The organism is Rhizobium aethiopicum, assembly GCF_900094625.1.
Taxonomy (GTDB): domain Bacteria; phylum Pseudomonadota; class Alphaproteobacteria; order Rhizobiales; family Rhizobiaceae; genus Rhizobium; species Rhizobium aethiopicum.
Window position 1 is genome coordinate 93,704 of sequence record NZ_FMAJ01000007.1, and the last position, 26,364, is coordinate 120,067.

General features: G+C 61.9%; 27 protein-coding genes. 18 read left to right on the top strand and 9 right to left on the bottom strand.

The window, feature by feature from the left end; all coding sequences use genetic code 11:
* A complete protein-coding gene (locus GA0061105_RS16520; RefSeq protein ID WP_064694396.1) occupies positions 1 to 276 on the bottom strand; it encodes a DUF4164 domain-containing protein in 276 nt (91 codons plus the stop codon).
* A 333-nt stretch (positions 277 to 609) separates the two neighbouring features.
* Between GA0061105_RS16520 and tkt the strand changes: the two genes are divergently transcribed.
* The 8 genes from tkt to GA0061105_RS16560 all read left to right on the top strand — a co-directional run bounded on the left by tkt (position 610) and on the right by GA0061105_RS16560 (position 10,413).
* Complete coding sequence (gene tkt, locus GA0061105_RS16525; protein ID WP_064694395.1) at positions 610 to 2,583, top strand: transketolase; 1,974 nt, start codon at positions 610 to 612, stop codon at positions 2,581 to 2,583.
* Positions 2,584 to 2,664: 81 nt separating this feature from the next.
* Entirely contained in the window at positions 2,665 to 3,675 is a 1,011-nt protein-coding gene (gene gap / locus GA0061105_RS16530; protein ID WP_064694487.1) for a type I glyceraldehyde-3-phosphate dehydrogenase, read from the top strand.
* Between the two features lie 142 nt (positions 3,676 to 3,817).
* Positions 3,818 to 4,132: a hypothetical protein gene (locus tag GA0061105_RS16535; protein ID WP_064694394.1), complete on the top strand. Its 315-nt coding sequence runs from the start codon at positions 3,818 to 3,820 to the stop codon at positions 4,130 to 4,132.
* Between the two features lie 133 nt (positions 4,133 to 4,265).
* Positions 4,266 to 4,445, top strand: a complete 180-nt coding sequence (locus tag GA0061105_RS16540; RefSeq protein ID WP_064694393.1) for a hypothetical protein — start codon at positions 4,266 to 4,268, stop codon at positions 4,443 to 4,445.
* Between the two features lie 382 nt (positions 4,446 to 4,827).
* Positions 4,828 to 6,702, top strand: coding sequence for a potassium/proton antiporter (locus GA0061105_RS16545; protein WP_092751565.1), 1,875 nt, complete (start codon positions 4,828 to 4,830; stop codon positions 6,700 to 6,702).
* A gap of 70 nt (positions 6,703 to 6,772) precedes the next feature.
* Positions 6,773 to 7,975, top strand: coding sequence for a phosphoglycerate kinase (locus tag GA0061105_RS16550; protein WP_208601658.1), 1,203 nt, complete (start codon positions 6,773 to 6,775; stop codon positions 7,973 to 7,975).
* A gap of 220 nt (positions 7,976 to 8,195) precedes the next feature.
* Positions 8,196 to 9,221, top strand: a complete 1,026-nt coding sequence (locus GA0061105_RS16555; RefSeq protein WP_064694390.1) for a class I fructose-bisphosphate aldolase — start codon at positions 8,196 to 8,198, stop codon at positions 9,219 to 9,221.
* Positions 9,222 to 9,489: 268 nt separating this feature from the next.
* Complete coding sequence (locus GA0061105_RS16560; protein ID WP_092751569.1) at positions 9,490 to 10,413, top strand: PhzF family phenazine biosynthesis protein; 924 nt, start codon at positions 9,490 to 9,492, stop codon at positions 10,411 to 10,413.
* 28 nt (positions 10,414 to 10,441) lie between these two features.
* Here the strand turns inward: GA0061105_RS16560 and GA0061105_RS32860 are convergent, their stop codons facing one another.
* A complete protein-coding gene (locus GA0061105_RS32860) occupies positions 10,442 to 10,606 on the bottom strand; it encodes a hypothetical protein (protein WP_092751571.1) in 165 nt (54 codons plus the stop codon).
* A gap of 172 nt (positions 10,607 to 10,778) precedes the next feature.
* On the opposite strand from GA0061105_RS32860, the gene GA0061105_RS16570 reads away from it, so the two are divergent.
* The 3 genes from GA0061105_RS16570 to rcdA all read left to right on the top strand — a co-directional run bounded on the left by GA0061105_RS16570 (position 10,779) and on the right by rcdA (position 13,316).
* Positions 10,779 to 12,059 (top strand): MFS transporter, encoded by a 1,281-nt coding sequence (locus tag GA0061105_RS16570; protein ID WP_064694388.1) that lies wholly within the window; start codon positions 10,779 to 10,781, stop codon positions 12,057 to 12,059.
* Positions 12,060 to 12,218: 159 nt separating this feature from the next.
* Entirely contained in the window at positions 12,219 to 12,410 is a 192-nt protein-coding gene (locus GA0061105_RS16575; RefSeq protein WP_092751573.1) for a DUF1192 domain-containing protein, read from the top strand.
* Between the two features lie 390 nt (positions 12,411 to 12,800).
* Positions 12,801 to 13,316: a protease adaptor protein RcdA gene (rcdA, locus tag GA0061105_RS16580; RefSeq protein WP_004679442.1), complete on the top strand. Its 516-nt coding sequence runs from the start codon at positions 12,801 to 12,803 to the stop codon at positions 13,314 to 13,316.
* Between the two features lie 131 nt (positions 13,317 to 13,447).
* Here rcdA and rpmE read toward each other — a convergent pair whose 3' ends face one another.
* Complete coding sequence (gene rpmE, locus GA0061105_RS16585) at positions 13,448 to 13,669, bottom strand: 50S ribosomal protein L31 (protein WP_009990270.1); 222 nt, start codon at positions 13,667 to 13,669, stop codon at positions 13,448 to 13,450.
* A gap of 193 nt (positions 13,670 to 13,862) precedes the next feature.
* On the opposite strand from rpmE, the gene GA0061105_RS16590 reads away from it, so the two are divergent.
* From GA0061105_RS16590 to GA0061105_RS16610, 5 genes are all read left to right on the top strand, one after another.
* A complete protein-coding gene (locus tag GA0061105_RS16590) occupies positions 13,863 to 15,665 on the top strand; it encodes an ABC transporter transmembrane domain-containing protein (RefSeq protein WP_092751575.1) in 1,803 nt (600 codons plus the stop codon).
* Between the two features lie 139 nt (positions 15,666 to 15,804).
* On the top strand, positions 15,805 to 16,797 hold the full coding sequence (locus tag GA0061105_RS16595) for a Bug family tripartite tricarboxylate transporter substrate binding protein (RefSeq protein WP_064694385.1): 993 nt from the start codon (positions 15,805 to 15,807) through the stop codon (positions 16,795 to 16,797).
* A 149-nt stretch (positions 16,798 to 16,946) separates the two neighbouring features.
* A complete protein-coding gene (locus GA0061105_RS16600; RefSeq protein ID WP_064694384.1) occupies positions 16,947 to 17,135 on the top strand; it encodes a YegP family protein in 189 nt (62 codons plus the stop codon).
* Positions 17,136 to 17,387: 252 nt separating this feature from the next.
* On the top strand, positions 17,388 to 17,726 hold the full coding sequence (locus GA0061105_RS16605; RefSeq protein WP_064694383.1) for a YciI family protein: 339 nt from the start codon (positions 17,388 to 17,390) through the stop codon (positions 17,724 to 17,726).
* A 7-nt stretch (positions 17,727 to 17,733) separates the two neighbouring features.
* On the top strand, positions 17,734 to 18,984 hold the full coding sequence (locus tag GA0061105_RS16610) for an RNA polymerase sigma factor (RefSeq protein ID WP_092751577.1): 1,251 nt from the start codon (positions 17,734 to 17,736) through the stop codon (positions 18,982 to 18,984).
* Here the strand turns inward: GA0061105_RS16610 and GA0061105_RS16615 are convergent, their stop codons facing one another.
* From GA0061105_RS16615 to GA0061105_RS16625, 3 genes are all read right to left on the bottom strand, one after another.
* Entirely contained in the window at positions 18,985 to 20,016 is a 1,032-nt protein-coding gene (locus GA0061105_RS16615; protein ID WP_064694381.1) for a peptidoglycan -binding protein, read from the bottom strand.
* 3 nt (positions 20,017 to 20,019) lie between these two features.
* Entirely contained in the window at positions 20,020 to 21,123 is a 1,104-nt protein-coding gene (locus tag GA0061105_RS16620) for a MotA/TolQ/ExbB proton channel family protein (RefSeq protein ID WP_064694380.1), read from the bottom strand.
* A gap of 111 nt (positions 21,124 to 21,234) precedes the next feature.
* Entirely contained in the window at positions 21,235 to 22,035 is an 801-nt protein-coding gene (locus GA0061105_RS16625; protein WP_064694379.1) for an inositol monophosphatase family protein, read from the bottom strand.
* 210 nt (positions 22,036 to 22,245) lie between these two features.
* Here GA0061105_RS16625 and GA0061105_RS16630 point away from each other — a divergent pair, with 210 nt between their 5' ends.
* Entirely contained in the window at positions 22,246 to 22,824 is a 579-nt protein-coding gene (locus GA0061105_RS16630; protein ID WP_092751838.1) for a TetR/AcrR family transcriptional regulator, read from the top strand.
* Between the two features lie 76 nt (positions 22,825 to 22,900).
* Entirely contained in the window at positions 22,901 to 23,641 is a 741-nt protein-coding gene (locus tag GA0061105_RS16635; RefSeq protein WP_064694378.1) for a 3-oxoacyl-ACP reductase family protein, read from the top strand.
* Positions 23,642 to 23,713: 72 nt separating this feature from the next.
* Here the strand turns inward: GA0061105_RS16635 and GA0061105_RS16640 are convergent, their stop codons facing one another.
* From GA0061105_RS16640 to GA0061105_RS16650, 3 genes are read right to left on the bottom strand one after another with little or no spacing between them, the layout of a single operon-like run.
* Positions 23,714 to 24,811 carry a protein-glutamate methylesterase/protein-glutamine glutaminase gene (locus GA0061105_RS16640; protein ID WP_064694377.1) on the bottom strand — a complete coding sequence of 366 codons (1,098 nt, stop codon included), beginning with the start codon at positions 24,809 to 24,811 and terminating at the stop codon, positions 23,714 to 23,716.
* Between the two features lie 8 nt (positions 24,812 to 24,819).
* Positions 24,820 to 25,677, bottom strand: coding sequence for a CheR family methyltransferase (locus GA0061105_RS16645; RefSeq protein WP_092751579.1), 858 nt, complete (start codon positions 25,675 to 25,677; stop codon positions 24,820 to 24,822).
* Between the two features lie 29 nt (positions 25,678 to 25,706).
* Positions 25,707 to 26,189, bottom strand: coding sequence for a chemotaxis protein CheW (locus GA0061105_RS16650; RefSeq protein ID WP_208601659.1), 483 nt, complete (start codon positions 26,187 to 26,189; stop codon positions 25,707 to 25,709).
* Between the last annotated feature and the right edge of the window lie 175 nt (positions 26,190 to 26,364).

The following is a 26,364-nucleotide window of genomic DNA, read 5'->3' on the forward strand; positions in this document are numbered from 1 at the left end:
TCAGCGGTCCAGAACCGCGCGGATCGTTTCCATGGCCGTCACCAGCCGCCGCGATACCTCGCGATTGACCTCTTCCAGCCGGTTGGCGCGGAATTCGGCCTGGTCGAGCTCCTGCGCCAGCCGCGAGCGATCGGCATGCACACGCCGCACCTCGCCCTCGATCTCGCCCTGCTCCCGCTCTCGCTCGACGCGCATGTCGACGGCGTTTTCGAGGCTCGAAAGCGCCTGCCTCAGCTCGTTGAGCGCTGCTTCCATCGTTTTGCCTGTGGGCGTCATGCCTTCCGCTTCCCGTGCAGGACCCGCGAATCGACCCTCGGCGCCGATCCTGTGATTTCAAGAGGATATGCAGCTCGCCAACGGCCCGTCAATAAATGCCGTCATCTCTCGGCCGGCCTAAGCTGTGGATGAGCGCTTTACCGATGCCCGCCACACGAGATTTGTCATTTGTACAATCGCGCGATCAAATGTCAAAAAATGCCGCAGCGCACCCGGATTCAGCCCACCATTGATTGACTTGGCCGTCTTAACTGGTATGTCTCAGCCGCTTTCACACGATGGTCTTGGAGGCTCGAGGCCATCCCCCGACACTCCGGAGCTTGCGGAAAAGCCATGACCTCTCCCGAACAACACGACCGGATGGCGAATGCGATCCGTTTTCTCGCCATGGACGCCGTTGAAAAGGCGAATTCCGGCCACCCGGGCATGCCGATGGGCATGGCTGACGTGGCGACGGTCCTGTTCACCAAATATCTGAAGTTCGATCCGAAGAAGCCGCACTGGCCGAACCGCGACCGCTTCGTGCTTTCCGCCGGCCACGGCTCGATGCTGCTCTATTCGCTGCTCTATTTGACCGGCTATCCCGACATGACCGTCGAGGATCTGAAGCAGTTCCGCCAGATCGGCTCCAAGACCGCCGGCCACCCGGAATACGGCCATGCGACCGGCATCGAAACCACCACCGGCCCGCTTGGCCAGGGTATCGCCAACGCCGTCGGCATGGCGATCGCCGAGCGCAAGCTGCGCGAGGAGTTCGGGGCGGACCTGCAGGACCACTACACCTACGTCATCAACGGCGACGGCTGCCTGATGGAAGGCATCAGCCATGAGGCGATCGCGCTTGCCGGCCACCTGAAGCTCAACAAGCTGATCCTCTTCTGGGACAACAACTCGATCACCATCGACGGCGCCGTTTCGCTGTCGGATTCGACCGACCAGATCGCCCGCTTCAAAGCCGTTCACTGGAACACGATCGAGATCGACGGTCACGATCAGGCCGCCATCGCAAACGCGATCGAAGAGGCCCATAAGTCCGACCGCCCAACGTTCATCGCCTGCAAGACGGTCATCGGCTTCGGCGCCCCGAACAAGGCCGGCAGCCACAAGGTTCACGGCAGCCCGCTCGGCGCCGACGAAATCGCCGCCACCCGCAAGGCGCTGAACTGGGACTACGAGCCCTTCGTCGTTCCTTCCGACGTTCTCGATGCATGGCGCCTGGCCGGCACCCGCTCCGACAATGTCGTCAAGGCGTGGGAAGAAACCCTTGCAAAGTCTCCAGTTAAGGCGGAATTCTCCCGCCGCATGGCAGGCGACTTGCCGGAAGGCTTCGACGCTGCGATCAGCGCATATAAGAAGAAGCTCGCCGAGACCAAGCCGACGGTTGCCACCCGCAAGGCATCCGAAGACGCACTTGAGATCATCAACGGCTTCGTGCCGGAAACGCTCGGCGGTTCCGCCGACCTGACGCCGTCGAACAACACCAAAACCAGCCAGATGCACTCGATCACGCCGACGGATTTCGCCGGCCGTTACGTGCACTGGGGCATCCGCGAGCACGGCATGGCCTCGGCCATGAACGGCATTGCGCTGCATGGCGGCCTCATTCCCTATAGCGGCGGCTTCCTGATTTTCTCGGATTATTGCCGCCCGCCGATCCGCCTTGCTGCGCTGATGGGCATCCGCGTCATCCACGTCCTGACGCATGACTCGATCGGCGTCGGCGAAGATGGCCCGACGCACCAGCCGGTCGAACAGCTCGCCGGCCTGCGCGCCATCCCCAACCTCTTGGTCTTCCGTCCGGCCGACGCCACGGAAACGGCAGAATGCTGGCAGATCGCCGTCAAGACGCACAACCGCCCGTCGGGCCTTGCCCTGACGCGTCAGAACCTCAGCCCGGCCCGCACCGAATACAGCGAAAAGAACCTTTGCGAACAGGGTGCTTATACGCTCGCCGGCAATGCCGACGCCAGGGTGACGATCTTCGCCTCCGGCTCGGAAGTCGAAATCGCCGTTGCCGCCCGCGCAGCCCTCGAAGCCAAGGGTGTGACGGTGCGCGTCGTATCGGTTCCCTGCACGGAACTGTTCTTCGAACAGCCGGAAAGCTACCGCAAGCAAGTGCTCGGCAACTCGCCGGTCAAGATCGCCGTCGAAGCCGCCGTCCGCGAAGGCTGGGACGCCTTTATCGGTCCGGAAGGCACTTTCGTCGGCATGAAGGGCTTCGGCGCATCCGGTCCCGTCAAGGACGTTTACAAGCATTTCGGCATCACCGCCGACGCCGTCGTTGCAGCCGCGGAAGCAAAGCTTTAATGAGAGCGCCTTGAGGCGCTCTCCATCTCCTCAATTCCAGGCCTAACCTATCGGGCCCTATTCTATCGGGAGTGAATGAACATGACAGTCAAGGTTGCCATCAATGGTTTCGGCCGCATCGGCCGTAACGTCCTCCGCGCTATCGTCGAATCCGGCCGCACCGACATCGAAGTCGTCGCCATCAACGATCTGGGCCCGGTCGAGACCAATGCCCATCTGCTGCGTTACGACTCGATCCACGGCAAGTTTCCGGCCGAAGTGAAGGTCGAAGGCGACACGATCATCGTCGGTGGCGGCAAGCCGATCAAGGTCACCGCGATCAAGGATCCCGCAACGCTGCCGCACCGCGAACTCGGCGTCGACATCGCCATGGAGTGCACCGGCATCTTCACCGCCCGCGACAAGGCTGCCGCTCACCTGACGGCTGGCGCCAAGCGCGTCATCGTCTCGGCTCCCGCCGACGGCGCCGACCTGACCGTCGTCTACGGCGTCAACCATGACCAGCTCACCAAGGAGCACACGGTCATCTCCAACGCCTCCTGCACCACCAACTGCCTGGTGCCGGTCGTCAAGGTTCTCGACGACGCCGTCGGCATCGACCACGGCTTTATGACGACCATCCACTCCTATACCGGCGACCAGCCGACGCTCGACACGATGCACAAGGACCTCTATCGCGCCCGTGCTGCCGCTCTCTCCATGATCCCGACCTCGACGGGCGCTGCCAAGGCCGTCGGCCTCGTACTGCCGCACCTCAAGGGCAAGCTCGACGGCACCTCGATCCGCGTTCCCACCCCGAACGTCTCGGTCGTCGACTTCAAGTTCGTCGCCAAGAAGGCCACCACGGTCGGCGAAATTAACGAAGCGATCAAGGCTGCCGCCAACGGCAAGCTGAAGGGCGTTCTCGGCTACACCGACGAGCCGCTCGTCTCCCGCGACTTCAACCACGACAGCCATTCCTCGATCTTCGCAACCGATCAGACGAAGGTCATGGAAGGAAACTTCGTGCGCGTCCTGTCCTGGTACGACAACGAATGGGGCTTCTCCAGCCGCATGTCCGACACGGCCGTGGCCTTCGCCAAGCTCATCTGAGCGCCTGATAAACGAATAATCGCAAGCGGCCCGGGAAACCGGGCCGCTTTGTTATAAGCACCGCGCCGGATCGACTGCGAAACCTGATATGGTGCACGAAGCCCTGAACCGCATCGGCGGCCGGGCAGATAGGGAGAGATGCATGGATTACTTTACCGTTGAGATCGCCGGCCGCGCCATTGCCAGCTTTCGCTCGAAAAACCATGAGGAAGCTACGCACTTCTTCGAGGCGGAAGATTTTCGCGACGACCTGACCATCCTGGAATCCGAAGGCAAGCCCCTGTGGGACCGCAAGGCCGCGCTCAGCCTGCGCAAGGCGACCGCCGAGGAAGCCAGCGAAGTCGAGCACGCCTATGAATTCGACGACGATCCGCAAAGGACCATCGACGACGAGTTCGTCGTTTTCCTGGTTCCGGTCGAGGATCTGACCGACGAGGGTGACGACACCGAAGACTGACAATCGATTATCGCCGCCTTCCAGTAGAAGGCCAACTCGAAGCGACGGCTTCGGTGGCCGCGAGGATGAAATCACGGTTGGCAATCCACTGGCCAGGCGTGATAGATTGAGGAAATGCAAGTGGAGGCGATAAATGGCAGAGGCGCAAAAACGCTTGTCCCATGCCACCCTCAAGCGGCGGCAGCGGTTTCATCGCAAGCGGGACGTCAGACCTGTCGTGCTGGCAAAGGCCAATCGTCTGGTCGTTCGGGCTGCCGTATTCATCGGTCTTTCGTTTCTCGCCGTCATCACACTTCAGGCGGTGTTGGGATAACGCCAATCGGCGGCGGCAATCCCTTCTTCCCGCCAGTAGACAAGACGAACGGGCCGCGTGAACAGAGAAGCGTGCCCTATCCTGCTGCGGTTTGCGGATACCCGCAGGAAAAATCGATCTTCTCGCCTTTCGCCCTGCTCTTGCCTGATTTTCTTATACATTCTTTCTAGGGAGTTTCTCCCGTAGCATTTCCGTGTCGGTGGCCGTCCGGCAGCCGTTCAGCAGCACGATGCAGCACGAGACGAGGTTAAGCCGCGAGGCCTACCCTTCTCTGCCGTTTTGCCGTTTACTGATGGATCGACGAGCGTAGCGGAGGGGTTAAGACGGACGGATCGGTCGGGGGTGGCCGCATCCGCAAAGCATTCGATGGAAAGGGGTGGGCATGGAAGCGTTTTATATCGTGGTGCTGGTCGCGACAGCGCTCGTGCTTCTTGCTGCTTTTTCGAGCCTGCTCGCCTTCCGCTTCGGCGCCCCGCTGCTTCTTCTCTTCCTGATGATCGGCCTTGCCGCCGGTGTCGATGGCCTCGGCATCGAATTCAGCAACAACTATCTGGCCTATATTCTCGGTACCATTGCCCTGGCCATCATCCTCTTCGATTCCGGCTTCGGCACGCCGATGCAGGCCTTTCGGCTCGCGGCCGTGCCTTCTTTGACGGTCGCTTCGGTCGGAGTTCTGATCACCGCCTCGCTCTTTGCCGCCGCTGCCATGTGGCTGTTGAACTTCAGCTGGCTCGAAGGTCTGCTGCTCGGTTCGATCGTGGCATCGACGGATGCCGCCGCCGTCTTCTTCCTGCTGCGCATCGGCGGCATCAACATCCGTGACAAGGTGCGCTCGACGCTAGAAGTCGAATCCGGCACCAACGATCCAATGGCGATTTTCCTCACCATCGCGCTTGTCGAGGTCTTGGCGAGCGGCGAGCGCTACGCCGGCATCGATATCGGCATGCTCGCCATGTTCATCCAGCAGATGGGGCTCGGCGTCATCCTCGGCCTGCTCGGCGGCATGATGATCGTGCTGATCGTCAGCAAGCTCGACACGGATCGTGGCCTGACGCCGATCTTCGTGCTGGCGCTCGCTCTTCTCGTCTTCTCCTTCACCGGCGCGGCCGGCGGCAGCGGCTTCCTCGCCGTCTACGTCGCCGGCATCTATGCCGGGAACCGCAAGATGCAGGCGATCGGCACCATCAAGCGCTTCCAGGACGGCATGACCTGGCTCGCGCAGATCATCATGTTCCTGGTGCTCGGCCTGCTCGCCACGCCGTCGCAATTCCCCGACATTATCGTGCCGGCCATCCTGCTTGCCTTCTTCCTGATCTTCGTCGCCCGGCCGCTGGCGATCTGGCTGTCGCTGCTTCCCTTCGATTACACGCAGCAGGAAATCGGCTTCGTTGCCTGGGTCGGTCTGCGCGGCGCCGTCTCCATTCTGCTGGCCATCATGCCGATCCTCGGCGGGCTGGAAAACGGTCAGATCTATTTCAATACCGCCTTCATCATCGTGCTGGTCTCCCTGCTCGTTCAAGGCTGGACGATTAAACCCGTCGCCAAGAAGCTCGGCCTGATCATCCCGCCGCGCATCGGCGCCGTCGACAAGGTCGAGGTCGACCTGCCGGGTGCGGCCAACCACGAACTGCTCTCCTACCGCGTTATTAAGGACAGCCCGGTGCTGCGCGGGGAGCGCATTCCGCGCTGGGCGACCCCCTCCCTCGTCATCCGCGACGGCAAGTCGATGCGCTACCAATATGCCGGGCGGCTGCGCGAAAACGATCTCGTCTATCTCTTCATCGTGCCGAGCTATTCCCGCCTGCTCGACCGCCTCTTCGCCAGCCGCGCGCCGGTGGACGAGGACGATGCCGAGTTCTTCGGCGCCTTCGCGCTCTCGCCTGCCCGCCCGGCCGCCGATCTCGACGCTGCCTACGGCCCCGGCCTGCTCAACGAATCCGAAAAGGGGCTGACGATCGCCGAGTTGATGCGGCAGCGCCTCGGCGGCAAGGCCGATTACGCCGATCGCGTCCGTCTCGGCTCGATCATCCTGATCGTCCGCGATCTCGACGAGCACGACCACATCACCTCAGTCGGCATGTCGCTGGAAGCGGTCGAACCAGCGATCACGCTGCCGATCTTCCTCAATCTCAAGGACATCATCCAGCGCATCCGCGAGCGGCTGAACGGACGGCGCAACCGCGAAGCCGCAGCCGCTGAAACCCTGCCGAAAGCATCGGCCGGAGGCGACGAAGTGAGACGCGAAAACGGCCGTTGAACGCCTTGCGTCTCGAATGATCCTTGCTATGGTCGGCGCGACTTCCGCCAACCAAGACTGGATCCTCCCCATGCCTTCTTTCAAGACCCTCGACGATCTTTCCGATATCCGCGGCAAGCGCGTTCTCGTCCGCGTCGACCTCAACGTCCCGGTCAAGGACGGCAAGGTCACCGATGTGACGCGCATCGAGCGTGTGGCGCCGACGATCCTCGAACTGTCGGGCAAGGGTGCCAAGGTGATCCTGCTTGCCCATTTCGGCCGGCCGAAGGATGGCCCCTCGCCAGATCTGTCGCTGTCGCTGATCGCCCCTTCCGTCGAGGAAGTACTCGATCATGCCGTGCTGACGGCCTCCGACTGCATTGGCGAGGCCGCCGCCTCCGCCGTCGCCGCAATGAGGGACGGCGATATCCTGCTCCTGGAAAACACTCGCTTCCATAAGGGCGAGGAAAAGAACGACCCCGATTTCACCAAGGCGCTCGCCGCCAACGGCGATATCTATGTCAACGACGCCTTCTCCGCCGCCCACCGCGCCCATGCTTCCACCGAGGGCCTTGCCCATCACCTGCCGGCCCATGCCGGCCGCACCATGCAGGCCGAGCTGGAAGCGCTCGAAAAGGGTCTTGGTGCCCCCGCTCGCCCTGTTGTCGCCATCGTCGGCGGTGCCAAGGTGTCGACCAAGATCGATCTTTTGATGAACCTCGTGAAGAAGGTCGATGCGCTCGTCATCGGCGGCGGCATGGCCAATACCTTCATCGCCGCTCGCGGCACTAATGTCGGCAAGTCGCTTTGCGAACATGATCTCGCCGATACCGCCAAGCAGATCATGATCGAGGCCGCAACCGCCGGCTGCGCCATCATCCTGCCGGAAGACGGCGTCGTCGCCCGTGAATTCAAGGCAGGCGCGGCCAACGAAACGGTCGACATCAACGCCATCCCCGCCGATGCCATGGTGCTCGACGTCGGCCCGAAATCCGTCCAGGCCATCAATGCCTGGATCGAGAGGGCCTCGACCCTCGTCTGGAACGGTCCGCTCGGCGCCTTCGAGATCGAGCCTTTCGATGCCGCAACCGTCGCTGCCGCAAAATACGCCGCCGAGCGCACGGCGGCCGGCAAACTGACCTCCGTTGCCGGCGGCGGCGATACCGTCTCGGCGCTGAACCATGCCGGCGTTGCCGACGAGTTCAGCTATGTCTCCACCGCCGGCGGCGCTTTCCTGGAATGGATGGAAGGCAAGGAGCTTCCCGGCGTCGCCGTCCTCAACCCCGGCAGATAGCTGCCGCGCCTGATTTGACAGGTTTTACATGTAGATAGACCGCGGTGGCGAGAGCCTTCCGCGGTCTTTTGCTCAACGCCTGGAAAAAATCCCAGATTTTCAAACGATTGAATTGAATTCAATCGTTTCAATGACTTAGCCCTCCATTTTCCTCACTCTAAACTTCTGTTATCGCCGTCCTATCCTAAACCGCCGATGTTTCATGCTGTGGAGAGAACGAATGAGCGAACGACTGGAAGACATTGCAGTGCAGATGGTTGCAGCTGGCCGGGGACTGCTTGCGGCCGACGAATCGACCTCCACGATCAAGAAGCGTTTCGACACGATCAACCTCGAATCGACGGAAACGAGCCGCCGCGATTACCGCGAGATGCTTTTCCGCTCCGACGAGGCGATGAAGAAATATATCTCCGGCGTTATCCTCTTCGAAGAGACGCTTTTCCAGAAGGCTGCAGACGGCACGCCTTTCGTAGACATCATCCGCGCTGCCGGTTCCATTCCCGGCATCAAGGTCGATACCGGCGCCAAGCCGATGGCTAATTTTCCAGGCGAAACCATCACCGAAGGCCTCGATGGCCTCGGCGAGCGCCTTGCCCGATATTATGAAGCCGGCGCCCGCTTCGCTAAGTGGCGCGGCGTTATCGCCATCTCCTCATCGCTGCCGACCCGCGGTTCGGTCCGCGCCAACGCTCAGGCGCTTGCCCGCTATGCGGCTCTTTGCCAGCAAGCCAAGATCGTTCCGATAGTCGAGCCCGAATGCCTGATGGACGGCAAGCCGGGCGACCACAATATCGACCGCTGCGCCGAAGTCACCGAAGCGACGCTGCGCATCGTCTTCGAGGAACTGGCCGATGCCCGCGTCAGCCTCGAAGGCATGATCCTGAAGCCGAACATGGTGATCGACGGCAAGAATGCCCGCAAGGCTTCGGTCGCGGAAGTTGCCGAACGCACCGTCCAGGTGCTGAAGCGCACCGTTCCCTCTGCAGTTCCCGGTATCGCCTTCCTCTCCGGCGGCCAGTCGACCGAAGAGGCAAGCGCGCACCTTTCGGCCATCAATGCCACCGCCGACCTGCCTTGGTTCGTGACTTTCTCCTACGGCCGCGCTCTGCAGGACAGCGCGCTGAAGGCCTGGAACGGCAAGCCGGAAAACGTCGCCGCCGGCCAGCGCGAATTCACGCATCGCGCCGAGATGAACAGCCTTGCCGCCAAGGGCAGCTGGAAAAAGGACCTTGAAAAGGCAGCCTGATTTTTTGCATTTGGGATTCGGGTGGGGGCGGCAACCGCGCTCCTGCCCAATCCCTCCGGCTCCCTCGCAACTTCTGTGCCCGTGACGTAGAGGGAGGAACTCAGTGCCGCCACATACCCATTCTCCCTAGCGGGGAGAAGAGGGAGCAAGAAAAGCAACTCAACGCCTGAGTACATACATCCCTCATCATTGTCTCGGCGACAAGAAACCGCTTCGCCCCACGAAAAATCGTGATTACTCATAACGGCCCGCTGCAAGAGGAGCCGCTATGGACACCATTTCCTACGTCACCGTCGATGTCTTCACCTCCACGCGTTTCGAGGGCAATCCTCTGGCCGTCATCTCCGACGCGCGGGGCCTCACCGATGCGGCGATGCAGAAGATCGCCACCGAGTTCAACTATTCCGAAGTGACCTTCGTCCTGCCGCCGGAAAATCCCGCGAACTCCGCCCGCGTGCGCATCTTCACCCCGACGATGGAAATCCCCTTCGCCGGCCATCCCAATGTCGGCACCGCCTATGTGCTCGGCCGGCAGGCGGAAATCTTCGGCAAACCGGTCGGCGATACGCTGCGCTTCGAGGAACGGGCCGGTATCGTCGAAGTCAGGCTGAAGCGCAGCGGCGGAAAGATCGCGGCCGCCGCTATTCGCGCGCCGCAGCCGCTGACGATCGGCGGTATCGTCGCCGAGGAAACCATCGCCCGCTGCATCTCACTCGATCCCGGCCTCGTTCTCACGACCACACATGCGCCGGTCTTTGCCTCGGTCGGCCTGAACTTCGCAGTCGCCGAATTGAACGGACTTGAAGCGCTGGCCGCCTCACGTCCGAACCTCGCGGGCTTCCAGGCGGCTGCCGGCGGCCAGACCACGAGCGGCCACGACTTCTCGCTCTTCGTCTATGTCAGGACAGCCGAAAATCCGTGGAATATCCGCGCTCGTATGTTCGCGCCACTCGACAATGTCCCCGAGGATCCCGCGACAGGCAGCGCTTCCGCAGCGCTCGGCGCCTATCTCGTCTCGCTCACGGCGGAGGCCGATATGAACACCCGCATCACCATCGAACAGGGCGTGGAAATGGGTCGACGCAGTATCATCGCCCTTGATGTCACGAAATCCGATGGCGCGATCACCGATGTCATCATCTCGGGAAGCTGCGTTGCCGTCATGCGCGGCGAAATCATCCTACAGGACTGACGGCCGCATCGAGGCATAATTCCGAGGTTTACATCAGGAAGTCGCGAGACAGCAGCGCCACTGCCCAGACGCCGAAGGCGATCAGCGCGATCTTCCAGAAATCCATCCGCCGTCTCAGACCGGGAAAACCGAGCGGCTTGATCACCTGTATCACCATGGCAAGGATGAGCAGCAAGCCTATCAGCTTTGTCATGCTTTATTTTTTCCATTTTTCGGAATGTCACAGGACGGACATTTTTCCGCGCGAACACAGGATCTCGACAGGCCGTAAAGGCATTCCGGGACACAATCAATCATCTTGAGACTGGGCAGGCGCAGGTCTTGCTTTATGTCTATTCACAATTGCTGAGACCGAGTCTGGGGAAATGAAGAGAAATCTGTTGTCCGTCGCCGCGCTGCTCTTTGGCACGCTGTTCCTTTTCATGGGCAACGGCCTGCAGGGCATCCTGCTTCCGGTGCGCGGCAATATCGAAGGTTATGCCACGACGACGCTTGGCTTGCTTGGCACCTCATGGGCCGGAGGCTTCGTCATCGGCTGCCTGGTGGCGCCGAAACTGGTGCGCCGCGTCGGCCATGTCCGCGCCTTCTCCGGCTTCATCTCGATCATCGCCATCATCGCGCTGGTAAGCGGCATCATCATCGACCCGATCTGGTGGGTGATCCTGCGCGCTGTCACTGGCTTCTCCACCGCCGGTACGTCGATGATCATCGAGAGCTGGCTGAACGAACGTGCCAGCAACGAGAGCCGCGGTGCGATCTTCTCGCTCTATATCGGCATCACCCTGATCGGCGTCGTCGCCGGCCAGATGATGATCCCGCTCGAGGATGTGCGCACGCCGGTGCTCTTCATGATCTGCGGCATCTTCTATTGCATCGCCATGCTGCCGACGACGCTTTCGACCGCGGCCTCGCCGCAGCCGCTTAAGGCCGTGCGCCTCGACCTGCCGGCGCTCTATCGCAATTCGCCCGTTTCCTGCCTCGGCATCCTGCTCGTCGGTATTGCCAATGGCGCTTACGGCACACTGGGTGCTGTCTTCGGCGCCGGCGCCGGCCTTTCCGACACCAGCATCGCCGTCATGATGAGCGCTACCATCTTTGCCGGCGCCGTGATGCAGCTGCCGGCCGGCCGGCTTTCTGACCGTATCGACCGGCGCTACGTGCTCGCCGCCCTGTCGGCCATTGCCGCGATCGCCGGCTTGCTGATCTTTCTGCTGAACCCGACATCCCCCGGCTTGCTGATCGGCCTCGTTGTCCTCTACGGCGCGGTAGCCAATACGCTCTATCCGATCGCAGTTGCACACGCGAACGACTTCGCGGCGTCGGAGGATTTCGTCAAGGTCTCCGGCGGCCTGCTGCTCCTCTACGGCATCGGCACAGTCATCGGCCCGACGCTCGGCGGTCCCGTTATGTCGGCAATCACCCCGCATGCGCTGTTTTTGGTCACGGCCGTCGCCCATGTGCTGATCACGGCTTACGCCATCATCAGAAGCCGCATCCGTGCTGCCGTCCCGGCCAGCGATCGCGACGCCTACACGACGATCCCGACCGGCACGTCGCCGATGCTGACACCGCAGAGCATGTCGCTGGCCGATCGCGGCACCGGCAAATCTCCCGAAGGCGGCGATCCTGCTGTAAAGTTCGGCTAGGACTTCCGGTAAACCCGCGCTGCGGTTTTGCCGGTGGCTCGCAAAAAACGGAAAATGCTCCAGGCGAGGCTGGATTTAGGCCGGATCGGCCTAAATTCCGATTCCGTATCGCCCGTATTTTTCGGCATTATGCCGCCACCAGCAAACGGAGGAGAACCGATGAGCTTTATCGATGACGACCAGCCGCAGAAGAAACCCGGCCACGAGATCGGCGCCGATCTCTCCATGCTTTCGGTCGACGAGCTGAAGGCCCGGGTGGAATTGCTGAAAGCGGAGATCGCCCGGCTCGAAGCCGAAGCCGCCCGCAAAGCCTCCGGACGACAGGCGGCTGAAAGCTTCTTCCGCTCATGATCCGCCAAAAGCCTCGAAGAACAATGTTCTAGGCGGCAAAATGAACCGACCTCAAGTCTTCATTCGGCGCAATGTTAATAAATTATTAAGCTTTATAAGGTATTACTATATTCATCCAGATTTTCTCTGGATCTCAGACAGTTTTCCATGCGGTGAATTGGTCTGATTTTTCTCCCTGTTTTACCTTGAGAGCCGCTTTTGCGGCTCTTCTTTTTGTTGCGGCCGAGGAATTTCCATGAAACTGTGGAGATTAACCTTTTCTTAAGAAACGGCTTGCGCATTTGCGCTAATGATACCATCTTAAAGTCATAAAGACCGGACACGGAAACTTTTCCGTCGACCCCGGCGTTACCTGACCATAAGTAGCTGCGTGCAACAGGGACTATTGCGATGTCGGAAGTTGGATTGAACACGATCAGTTTTGCGGGCCGCGCGGCTGCATCCTCACAGTTCAAGGCACTCTACGCCGAAGGCATGTCGCTGGTCGAAGAGACCGCCGCCTATCTCGATGGCCAAGGCCGCGCAGCCTCCAAGGTTCTGCCGCGCATGGCATCCGTCCTCTACGCGGCTGAATCGATGCGGCTGACCACTCGCCTGATGCAGATGGCCTCGTGGCTGCTGCTGCAGCGCGCCGTCAACAACGGCGAAATGTCCCGCGACCAGGTGCTGGCCGAGAAGAACAAGGTCCGGCTCGACGGCTTCAACGTCGACCGCGCAGCACCCGGCTGGGGCGACCTGCCCGAATCCTTCCGGGATCTCGTCGAGCGCTCGCTGCGTCTGCAGAACCGCATCGCCCTGTTGGATCGCGAAATCTATCGCCCGGCCGAAGCCGTAATCGTTCATGACAATCAGAACAGCGTCCAGGCGCAGCTTTCCCTGCTGCAGACGGCCTTCGGCAACAACTGACCGATCTGTGAAATTCAATGAGCCGGCTGCGCAGTGCGCGGCCGGTTTTTTGTTGCCGCTGCACGCGTCCTGGAAACGCAAAAAAGCCCGGCAGAGCCGGGCTTTTTGCGAAATTCCGTCAGCAAAAGCGATTAGAGGCCGAGGCCGCCGAAACGCTTGTTGAACTTGGAAACGCGGCCGCCGCGGTCCATGAGCTGCTGGTTGCCGCCGGTCCATGCCGGATGCGACTTGGAGTCGATTTCGAGGTTCATGACAGCGCCTTCCGAACCCCAGGTCGAGCGGGTTTCGTATTCGGTGCCATCGGTCATGACTACCTTGATCGTGTGATAGTCGGGATGGATGCCTGCCTTCATAACAATCTTCCTGCGATACCGGAGTTCAATTTGCCGCATGCAGTTGCGGCCAACGAACCGTTTGAATAAATGAAGCCGCAGTCGTGATGGCTACGGCTTCCCATTAGGATGCGGTGCCTATACATGAAGGACGCCTAGATAACAAGAGCCAACAGGCTGCATTGCGCGGCTCCTGCGGGCGAACGGAGACGATTTGGCAGAACAGGCACAGGCTGAGGAAAACAAGAGGCGGTCGCTGCGGCCGCTCGGCAGGCTGACGCCTTACGTCATGCGTTATCGCGGCCTCGTGGCCGGCGCGCTGTTTTCACTGACGCTTGCCGCCGTCACCTCGCTGGCGCTGCCGCTTGCGGTGCGCCGCATGATCGATCACGGCTTCACCCGGTCCGACGGCAGCTTCATCAACAGCTACTTTGCCATGCTGATGGTCATGGCGATCGTGCTCGCGGTCGCGAGCGCCTTGCGCTATTATTTCGTCATCACCATCGGCGAGCGCATCGTCGCCGATCTTCGCCGCGACGTCTTCGACCATGTGACGCGGTTGTCGCCCTCCTTCTTCGACGTAAACCAGTCCGGCGAAATCATCTCGCGTCTGACCGCCGATACGACACAGATCAAGTCAGCCGTCGGCGCCACCGCCTCGGTGGCGCTGAGGAACCTCATTCTCTGTCTCGGCGCCATGGGCATGATGGTCGTGACCTCGCCGAAACTTTCGAGCCTCGTCATCGGGGCCATCCCGCTGATCGTTTTCCCGCTCGTCGCCTTCGGCCGCTCGGTGCGCAGGCGTTCGCGCGCCGCCCAGGACACGCTTGCCGAAGCGTCCGCCTTCGCCAACGAGACGATCGCCGCTACCCGTACGGTACAGGCCTTCAACGGCGAGGATGCCGCGGCGACACGTTACGGCAGCGCCGTCGAATCCGCCTACGCGGCCGCGCGCGCCGCTATCCGGTCGCGCGCGCTGCTGACCGGGATCGCCATCACGCTGATCTTCGGCAGCGTCGTCGCCGTGCTTTGGGTCGGCGCCCACAGCGTGCTTGCCGGCACGCTGTCGGCCGGCACGCTCGGCCAGTTCCTGCTCTACGCCGTCATCTCCGCGGGCTCGCTCGGCGCGCTGTCCGAGGTTTGGGGCGAACTCTCGCAGGCGGCCGGCGCCGCCGACCGGCTGACGGAGCTTCTCGACGAGGTCTCGCCGATCGCCGCTCCGGCCAGCCCCGAGGCGCTTCCCTCGCCCAGCCGTGGTCGGGTCGAGTTTTCCGGGGTACATTTCGCCTATCCCTCGCGCCCCGGCAAATCGGCCCTGCATGGCTTGGATTTAGCCGTTGCCCCGGGCGAAACCGTCGCCATCGTCGGTCCCTCCGGCGCCGGCAAAAGCACCGTCTTTTCACTGCTGCTGCGCTTCTACGATCCGCAGCAGGGCAGCGTGACGATCGACGGTATCGACGCCCGGCTGGCGACACCCGACGCGTTGCGCCAGCGCATCGCCATCGTGCCGCAGGACGTCACCATCTTCGCCGCCTCGATCCATGACAACATCGCCTTTGGCCGCCCCGTTGCATCGCGTGAGGAAGTCCGCGCCGCAGCGATTGCCGCCCAGGCCGACGAATTCATCGCCCGGCTGGAGAACGGCTATGAGACAAAGGTTGGCGAACGCGGCGTCACTCTCTCCGGCGGCCAGCGGCAGCGCATCGCCATTGCCCGCGCCATCCTGAAGAACGCGCCCGTGCTGCTGCTCGACGAGGCCACCTCCGCGCTGGATGCCGAAAGCGAGACACTGGTGCAAAAGGCGCTCGACGGCCTGGTGGATGGTCGCACGACACTCGTCATCGCCCATCGCCTGGCCACAGTGCTGAAGGCCGACCGCATCCTCGTCATGGATGAGGGACGTGTCGTCGAGGAAGGCACGCATCAAAGCCTGATCCGCCACGGTGGCATCTATGCGCGCCTCGCCCGGCTGCAATTCGACGCCGCCAACGAGGATGTGCTTGCCGCCGCCAAATAGCCGGCAGGTGCTTCCGGTCGCACCGCGACGAAAGTCTGGCGCCGCTGCGCCTCCCCGCGGTTGTTTTTCCGGGCTCCCGCCCTACCCTCTTCATGCCCCTGGGTGGGGATTGCTGTTGAAATCGTGGGAGGAGATAGGAATGGCGCTTTCCAACATGACGCGACGCACGGGCCTCGCGCTCGCTCTTGGCCTGACTGCAACGCTGGGGCTCGGCAGATCTGCCGTTGCCGCGGATTTTCCCGATCGCGCGATCACCATGGTCGTGCCCTTCGCGGCTGGCGGCTCGACCGATGTCGTCGCGCGCATCGTCGCGCAGAAGATGTCGGAAGACCTCGGCCAGCAGGTGATCGTCCAGAACGTTGCCGGCGCCGGCGGCAACCTCGGCGCCGGCAACGTCGCGCGCGCTGAGCCCGATGGTTACACGATTCTGATGGGCACGGTCGCGACCCACGCTCTCAATCCGCTGATCCTCAAATCGACCCCTTATGATCCCGAGAAGGATTTCGCGCCGGTCTCACTGCTCGTCGTCGTGCCGAACGTGCTGGTCGTCAATCCGGAACTGCCGGCAAAGACAGTGCAGGAACTGATCGCCCTCCTGAAGGCTGAGCCCGATAAATACAGTTACGCTTCGTCGGGCAACGGCACGCCGCTGCATCTTTCCGGCGAACTCTTCAAGTCCATGGCCGGCGTCAGCATGCAGCACATCCCCTATAAAGGCGCGGGGCCGGCATTGAACGACGTTATCGGCAACCAGGTGCCGATCATGTTCGATAACCTCCCTTCCTCTTCCAGCCACATCAAGGCGGGCACGCTGAGGGCGCTGGCGGTGACGACGGCTGAGCGCGCGCCCTCCTTCCCCGACGTGCCGACGGTCGCGGAGTCGGGCATTCCGGGCTACGAGACCTATACTTGGAATGCGCTCTTCGCTCCGGCAAAGACGCCGAGCGAGGTGGTAATGCGCCTCAATGCCTCGGCCAAGAAGGCGCTCGCCGACCCCGCCGTTGCCGAACGCATGAAGGAGTTCAGCGCCACCATCGTTGGCTCGACACCGGAGGAACTTGCCGCCCATGTGAAAGCCGAACTTGCCAAATGGGGACCGGTCGTCAAGGGCGCGAACATCCAGATGGAGTGATGGGAAGACGTCTGTCCGGAATATCTCCTGTGGACCACCCACTGAGTGCAATGGCAATTCAATTCTCATTAAGGCAGTGGAAAAGCTCGCCATTTTGATCTAGCCTCCCGGACGCTGATGGTGCAATTTCAGCGTTTCGGGAGAGATCCATGTATAAATTCGAAGTCTACAAGGATAAATCAGGCGAATTCCGTTTCCGCTTCAAGGCATCGAACGGGGAAACCATGTTCAGTTCCGAGGGCTACAAGGCAAAGGCGTCCGCTCTGAATGCCATCGAATCCATCAAGAAGAATACCTCCGGCGCCGAAATCGTCGACCAGACGAAGGCCGAAGCCTGAGTGGCAGGACACGGGCGGCGCTATCGCCGCCCTGCTTCTTCGTGCCCTTGAGTGCCGTTGGTCTCTTTGAGAGCGGCTCATCCTCTTTTGGATTTCCGGCGCTTTTTCTTTTTTCAGTATTTTTTTCAAAGCATGTCGAAACGACCGGCGGTCGCGCCTCATTGTCTCGGAACGGCTGAGCCGCTCTACCAGGCATAACGGCTTTCGTCGGCCCGCCTGAAGCAAAGGCAACAACGAGATCAGGAGTTTTCCATGCAATATGCTCTCATTATTCGCGAAGCCGCCGAGGATTTCGCCCGCCGCAGCGATCCAACTTATCGCGATGGCTGGGTCGCTTACACCAAGGCGCTCGTTCAGGCGGGAATCATGACCGGCGGCGCCGGCCTGACAGCGCCCGAAACCGGTACGATCGTGCGCCGAAAAGGCGAGGATCACGATGTCCAGGACGGTCCCTATCCGGAAGCCAAGGAACAGCTCGGGGGCTTCTATCTGATCGAGGTTCCTGACATCGACACCGCGCTCGAATGGGCGACCCGCGTTCCAATTTCCGACAATGGTTCGGTCGAGGTGCGCCCGCGCCTGCAGATGTGAAGCGGCAATGCGGCCCGATGCCGGACGCGTTGCCGAACAGGTGGCGCGACAGTCCTATGGCAAGCTGATCGCCTTTCTCGCCGCCCGTTCGCGCGACGTGCCGGCAGCGGAAGACGCACTGTCGGAAGCACTGGCTGCGGCCCTGCGCGTCTGGCCGAAACGCGGCATTCCTGCCAAGCCGGAAGCCTGGCTGCTGGTGGCCGCCCGCCGCAACCTGATGCAGGCGGCCCGTCACCGCACCGTCGAGACCAAAGCGCAAACGACGATATCGCTCGCCTTCGAGGAAGCGGAGGAGCGCATGAACGAGGCGGGCAATTCCATCTTTCCCGATGAGCGGCTGAAGCTGCTCTTCGCCTGTACCCATCCAGCCATCGACAGCTCCGTGCACACGGCGCTGATGCTGCAGACCATTCTCGGCATCGAAGCGAAGACCATCGCACGGGCCTTCGTTGTTTCGGCCGAAGCGATGAGCCAGCGGCTGGTGCGGGCCAAGGTGAAGATTCGTGAGGCCGGCATTCCCTTCACCGTTCCGCCTCGACCCGCACTTCCTGGGCGGCTCGCCGCCGTGCTTTCGGCGATCTACGCCGCCTACGGCCTCGGATGGGACGGTCTCGACGGCGAGGAAGCGCACCATTCGCTGGCCGGCGAAGCGATCTGGCTCGGCCGGGCGCTTCTGACGGTGCTGCCGGATGAACCTGAAGCGCTCGGCCTCCTCTCGTTGATGCTCCACTGCGAAGCCCGCCGTGACGTCCGGCGTGACGGCAACGGTTGCTACGTGCCGCTGGACGAGCAGGATCCGGTTGCATGGAACGCGAACATGATCGCGGAGGCGGACGCGTTGCTGCGCAAGGCCGGGAGTTTCAACCATTTCGGCCCCTACCAGTGTCAGGCAGCGATCCAATCCGTACATGCGGCGCGCCGCCTCTCTGGGACGATTGACTGGCCGGCGCTGACGACGCTCTATGCCGCGCTGCTTAGGATGAAACCGACGCTCGGCGCACGCGTGGCCCAAGCGGCGGTGGTCGGCAGGGCTTTAAGCCCCGCGCAAGGTCTGGACCTGCTCGACAGGATCGATCCGCGCACTATTTCGGCCTATCAGCCCTACTGGGCCGTGCGTGCCTTTCTTCTGGCACGAGCCGGCGACGATGCCGCCGCGGCCGATGCCTACATGACAGCGATCGGCCTCAGCGACAGCCCTGCCGTGCGCGCTTTTCTCGCCGAGCGGCTGAAGCAGGCACGCCAGGCAAAGTCGGGCTGATCATTTCTCGGTCAGCTTCAGTTCGATGCGGCGGTTCGTGGAACGGGCATCCGGCGTATCACCCGGTGCGATCGGCTGGAACTCTCCGAAGCCGGCGGCAACCAGCCGGTCGGCCGGCACGCCTTGCCCGATCAGGAACTTGACGACTGAAATTGCGCGCTCCGAGGAGAGCTCCCAGTTGTCGCGATAGCGGCCGGTTCCGGCAAGCGGCACATTGTCGGTATGTCCGTCGACGCGCAGCACCCAGTTGATCTCCGGGGGAATTTCCTTGGCGAGATCGAGGAGGGCGGCGGCGAGCTTCGCCATCTCCGTCTGCCCCTCCGGATTGAGATCGGCGCCACCCGAGGGAAACAGCACTTCCGACTGGAATACGAACCGATCGCCGACGATGCGGATATTCTCGCGATCCGAGAGGATTTCGCGCAAGCGACCGAAAAAGTCGGAGCGGTAGCGGTTGAGCTCCTGCACGCGTGCAGCCAGCGCCACGTTGAGTCGGCTGCCAAGATCGGCGATCTTGGTTTGCGAGACCCGATCCTTCTCCTCCGACGCCTGCAGCGCCGCTTCGACGGCGGCGATCTGGCTGCGGAGTGCGGCGATCTGCTGGTTCAAGAGTTCGACCTGGCTTAATGCCCGCTCGCTCACCTGCTTCTGCTCGTCGAGCTCCTGCGTCATCGCGCCAATCCGCTTCTGCGCCGCGTCCTGACCGCCCGCACCTGCGTTCAGCAGTGCCTGCAGTCGCGAGCGATCGCCCTCCGCACTGGCGAGCGAAGCCTGCAAGTTGGCGACCGAATCCTGCAGATCCTGATTGCTGCCCTTTTCGAGCGCGAGAAGCTGCGTCAGCTCGTTGATCTGGCTGTTGAGGCGGTTCAGCACCTCGTCACGCCCTGTGATCTCGCGGCTGAGAATGAACTGCCCGACGACGAAGACCGTCAGCAGGAACATGATGGCGATGAGCAGCGTCGACAGCGCATCGACGAAGCCCGGCCAATAATCCACCGTGCGCTCGCGGCGGCGGTTGCGGGCAAGAGCCATGGCTTACTTGCCCTCACTCTTCTCTGTGTGGCTTGCACGCTCGCGATGGCGCTCGGTTCTTTCGCCTCCCCGCTCCTGCAGGCCGATGCGCTCGGCGAGCCGGTCGAGCGTGCGGCGCATTGCTTTCGCCTCGTCCTGCTGCGCTTCAATCCAATCGCGCAGCATCTGCTGCTCATTGCGCATGTTCTTGACGAGTCCCTGAATACCTTCGGCAAGGCTTGCCATGGCGGCGACGGAGCGCTGGTTGCCGACACCGCCTTCTTCGGAGACCTTTCGCAGATACTCGGAGAGTGCGCGCATGTCGTCAGAGGAAGACCCGGCAACGGCGTCGAGCGCCGGCGCAAGGTCGGAGCCGACATCGGTGACCGAGGAGAGCCAGTTTTCCAGCTCCATGTAGAAGCGGTTCTGTGCGCGGCCGGCCTGCAGGTCGAGGAAGCCGAGAATAAGCGAGCCGGAAAGACCGAGCAGCGAGGAGGAGAAGGCCTGGCCCATGCCTGAAAGCGGCGTGGAAAGTCCCTCCTTCAGCGCCGAGAGCACGTCTCCGGTGCCGTTCGAGCTGGCATCGAGCGATTGGATGACGGTGCTGATCGAACCGATCGTGCCGATGAGGCCCCAGAAGGTGCCGAGCAGGCCGAGGAAGACCAAGAGGCCGATCAGGTAGCGCGAAACGTCACGTGATTCGTCGAGGCGGGTGGCAATCGAATCGAGGATCGAGCGCAGTGCCGTCGTCGACAGCGCCACCGAACTCTTGCGGCCGCCGATCAGGGCGCGCATCGGCGCAAGCAGCCGCGGATTGCGGTTGACCTTGTCGGCGCTGCCTGCGGCGCGGAAGGAATTGAACCAGCGCACTTCGGGGCGAAGCGCCAGCACATGGTTGAAAACGAGGATGATGCCGACGGCGAGAACGCCGAGAATCAGGCCGTTGAGGCCGGGATTGTGCATGAAGGCAGTCTGCGTCTGCCTGAAGAGGATGGCGGCAATGAAACCGACGATGACGAGGAAAAGCAGCATCGTCCAAAGGAAGGGCATAGGGCTGGAAAGCCTGTGGGCATAGCTGCCCGTCGTCTTTTCGGTGGAGCCGATCTCCGCCACATTCACATTTTCCATAGGTTCAGCAGCCTCCGAACTCATTGCTGCGGAGACTAGAGCAACATTGTGCCGAATTGAAGTATGCCGGGGCGAAAACCGTGACTTTACAACAGACGGATTTTCGTCCGGTCACTTGGCCGGTATCGGCCGCCTGATGACCTCGATCAGCGCCTTATGGATGGCCTCGTTGCCGGCGACGATCGCGCCGCCCTCCAGAACGGCCGTTCCGCCATCCCAATCGGTCGCATACCCGCCGGCTTCGCGGATGAGCAGGATGCCGGCTGCCATGTCCCAGGGCGCAAGCTCCGCTTCCCAGAAACCGTCGAAACGTCCGGCGGCGACATGAGCGAGATCGAGGGTCGGCGAGCCCAAGCGGCGGATGCCCGCAACTTCGCCCATCACGTGGCGAAGTTCGACCAGGAACTTGCCGTGATTGCGCTTTCCGAGCGCAGGCACGCCGCAGCCGATCACGCAATCCGACAGCGCCCGGCGGGCAGCGACGCGCAGGCGCCGGTCATTGAGGAAGGCGCCGCCGCCGCGCTCGGCCGTATAGAGCTCGTCTGTCGCCGGATTGAAGACGACGGCGGCGACGATCTCGCCGTTGCGTTCGAGCGCGATCGAGACGGCGAAGGCCGGGATGCCGTGCAGGAAATTGGTCGTGCCGTCGAGCGGATCGACGATCCAGCGATGCGCGCCGTCCGTGCCCTTGATCTCTTCGCTCTCCTCGCCCAGGAAGCCGTAGGTCGGACGCGCCTTCATGAGCTCTTCCCGGACGATCTTTTCGGCCTTGCGGTCGGCGGCGGAAACGAAGTCGCCGGGTCCCTTCACCGAAACCTGCAGGTTCTGCACCTCGCCGAAATCACGCCCCAGCGATTTTCCTGCCTTGAGGGCAGCCTGAACCATGACATTGAGAAGAGCTGAACGGGCCATCTGCACATTTTCCTTGGGACTGATACGAGGCGCGCTGCCAGGGGCGGGAATGTCCCTGAACATGCATGACAGGCAGCGCTGCAAAGATTGGCGGCCTCAAGACCACAAAATCGCGGAAATTTCAAGGGGAGGCACGCATGTCGCCGTGTCTCGTCGAAAACCATCGATTTATTCTGGACAGATCAGTCTAGAAAATGCTAATTGCTGATCATGGCACGACACAAGGAATTCGATCGCGATGACGCCCTGCATGCCGCCATCGGCGTGTTTTCCGAGCACGGCTATGAGGGCACATCCACCGACGAACTGCTGAGAGCGATGAAGATCAGCCGGCAAAGCATGTACGACACGTTCGGTGACAAGCGCGGTCTCTATCTCGAAGCGTTGGAGCGCTACAATGCCGACAGCATCGGCAAGATCGTCGCTGACCTTCGCCTTCCGGGCCAACCGATTCAGGCGCTGGAAAGCGCGCTTGTCGCTTTCGCTTCCCGTCCTGCAGCCGAGGCGAAGCGCGGCTGCCTCGGCGTCAGCGCCATTTGCGAATTCGGCCGCACCGACGCGGAGATCGGAGCTCTTACCGACAGCGCCGGCCGGGCACTGCATTCAGCCCTTGAAGTCCTCCTCAAGCAGGCTCGCAGCGCCGGAGAACTTGCACACGACATCGAGATCTCCGATGCCATTCATTTTCTCGGCGCTGCGTTATCGGGCATGAAAATAAGTGCCCGCAACGGTGCCTCACCAGAGACACTGCGCCGCATTGCCCGCTTGGCGGTCAGGAGCCTTCGCTGAACGAACGGATACCGCACAATCAAGATTTTTCACGCTCTATTCTAGACTAAATGATCCAAAAAGAAAGGAAACGCAAATGTCCCAACCGCTCTCGGGCAAGATCGCCCTCGTCACCGGCGGCTCACGCGGCATCGGCGCCGCCATCGTACGAAGACTTGCTGCCGATGGCGCCGCGGTCGCTTTCACTTACTCCAATTCCGAAGCGAGGGCGAAGGCGATCGTCGAGGAATTGGAAACAGCGGGCGGAAGGGTGTTGTCGATCCATGCTGACAGCGCCGATGCACAAGCTGTGAGGAACGCCGTCTCACTGACGGTCGGCCGTTTCGGAGGTCTGGACATTCTCGTCAGCAACGCGGGCATTCTTATCCGCAATCCGCTCGACGACTATTCGCTCGAGGATTTCGACCGCATGTTCGCCGTCAATGTCCGCGCTGTCTTCGTCGGCGTCCAGGCAGCGGCAAGACATATGAAAGAGGGCGGCCGCATCATCACCATAGGCAGCGTCACCGCCGAGCGCAGCGGCTTTCCGACATCGGCGGTCTACAGCATGACAAAGGGCGCCATTGCCTCGATGACCCGCGGACTTGCCCGCGATCTCGGTCCGCGCGGCATCACCGTCAACAATATTCAGCCCGGCCCGACCGTTACCGACATGAACCCCAATGAGGACGACCATGAGCGTCTCAAGCCGCTGATGGCGCTCGGCAGATTGGGCGAGGATCGAGAGATCGCAGGTCTCGCCGCTTATCTCGCCAGCGCCGAAGCCGGCTTCGTCACCGGCGCCAGCTTGACGATCGATGGTGGTTATCTCGCCTGACGCGCACGCCTAAGGATCAATGCCCCGGCGGCATCCCCTGACACCGCCGGCCTTGCTCGATTGAAACCGATATTAGAACTTCTGCTGCGTTATGAGCACTTCGCGGGCGATCTGATCGAGCGGCAGAATGCGGTCGACCCCTCCCCTGGCGATCGCCTCCTTCGGCATGCCGAAGACGACGGAACTCGCCTCATCCTGCGCCACCGTATAGGCGCCGGCCTGATGCATTTCCAGCATGCCGCGGGCGCCGTCGTCGCCCATGCCGGTCATGATGATCCCCATGGCGTTCGAGCCGGCCGAACGCGCTGCCGAACGAAAGAGCACATCGACGGAAGGCCGGTGGCGGGAGACCAGCGGACCGGTCTTCACACTCACATAATAGCGCGCACCCTGTCGTTCGAGCAGCATGTGCTTGTCGCCGGGCGCGATCAGCACATGGCCGCGCAGCACCGGATCGCCGTCGGCGGCTTCCTTGACCTCGACCTCGCAGAGCCCGTTCAGCCGTTTGGCGAAGGCGGCGGTGAATTTCTCCGGCATATGCTGGACGATCACCATGCCAGGCGCATTGGCCGGCAGTTCCTCCAGGAATTCGCGCAGCGCCTCGGTGCCGCCGGTGGAGGCTCCGACGCAGACGACCATCTCCGTCGTCTTCGCCATTGCCCGCCCCGTCGGCGGCGGCAGCATGGCATCTGCCGTCAGCTTCTTGGCCGGGCCTTCGGCCGAAGCCGAGCGGATGGTACCGGCGGCGCGGCGCACGGCGGGAAGCCGGGCGTGCGAGGCGCTCTTGACGACTTCGCGAATGCGCAACGCGTCATCGGCCAAGCCGTCGGCGGCGCCGATCTTCGATTTCAGAATGACGTCGACGGCGCCGGCCTCCAGCGCCTGGATCAGCGTTTCCGAACCCGCTTCCGTCAGCGACGAACACATGACCACCGGGATCGGCCGCTGCGACATCAGCTTGCGCAGGAAAGTGATGCCGTCCATGCGCGGCATCTCCACATCGAGCGTGATGACGTCGGGGATCTCCTCCTGCAGCCTGCGCGCCGCCACGAACGGGTCGGACGCCACCGCCATGATCTCGATATCGGGATCCTGCTCCAGGACATGGGCCAGCATCTGCCGGACGCTGGCGGAATCGTCGATGATGAGAACGCGGATTTTCTTAGCCATAAACGCCTCTAGATGCGCTGATACACCGTGTTCGAGACCTGCTGCAGCGGCAGGTCGAAGCCGGTGATCGATTCCGAATGCCCGATGAACATATAACCGCCCTTCGCCAGGCAGCTACAGAGACGGCTAAGCACGCCCGCTTGAGTCTGCTTGTCGAAATAGATCAACACATTGCGGCAGAAGATGAGGTTCATCGGGTCGCCGATCGGATATTTCTCGTCCATCAGGTTCATGCGCGCAAAGCCGATCTTGCTGCGCAGTTTCGGCGTGATGCGCACTTCCCGTCGATCCGGCTGCTTGGCTGTGAGCACATATTTGCGCTGCAGGTCCCGCGGCACAGGCGCAATCAGATCTTCCGGGTAGATGCCCCGGCGCGCCGTCTGCAACACATCGGTGGAAAGATCGGTCGCCAGAACGCTGTAGGAGACATCGTTGCGGCCTTCAGTGAACTCGGCCAACACCATCGCCATCGTATACGGTTCGGCTCCCGTCGAGCAGGCCGAACTCCAAGCGCGAATGGTGCGCACGCCGCTGTTGACGATCGCTGGCAACGCGACGCTCTGGAGATAGTCGAAGTGCTTTGCTTCGCGGAAGAAGTCGGTCTTGTTCGTCGTCACTACGTCAATCAGATAGACGGCTTCCTGAGCGAGACCGTCGTGATTGAACAGGAAGTCGCAATAATCGTCGAAGGTCGAATGGTCGGTCGCGCGAAGGCGGCGTCTCAACCGCCCTTCAAGCATCGTCAGCTTGGTCGGCGGCATCTTGATGCCGCTATAGTCGTAGATGAACCGGGCAAGCTTGTCGAAATTGCGCTTGCTGATCCGGTCGCCGGGCAATTGGGTTTCCACCCGTGCTGCCGTACTCATGGAACGCATTACTCCGGGTTGACGAGCGGTCAGGCCGCCGATTGCAGTATCGAAGCATCCTCGCGCGACAACAGACGTGCGAGATCGATGATGACGACAAAGCCGTTTTCACGGCGAACGACGCCGGCGATATAGTCCGAGCGCCAGCGCACGCCGATGTCAGGCGCCGCCTCGATCTGGTCACGCCGGAACGGTGTAACCTCGAAGACGCGGTCGGCGACGAGGCCGAGTGTTAGCAGCCGGCTCTCCATCGGCACGTCGAGCACGAGCACCCGCGTGTGTGGCGTCGGCACCGTCTTCGTCATGCCAAGCTTCAATCGAAGATCGATGGTCGGCACGCCCTGCCCGCGCACATCACGCAGACCGAGCAGATAGTCGGGACCATTCGGAATTTTAAACGCTTCCGCATAGTCGAGGATCTCACGCACGACCTCGACCGGCACGGCAAAAATTTCCTCGCCGAGGCTGAAGGTCACGAATTGCGCTTCCAGAGATGTCGTTGCCATGATCATGCACTTTCCTTGAATTCGGCGTCACCATCATCGGGACCGCCCATGGAGAGATCGAGAGCGAAACCTTTCACCCGCCTGCTGGCCGGCGACATTGTTGGCGGCCAGCTTCTTGACGCCCAGCCCTCGGCCGGCGATGAGCGCCGGGCTGCGGACCGTCACCCTGGCAGCCGGAAAA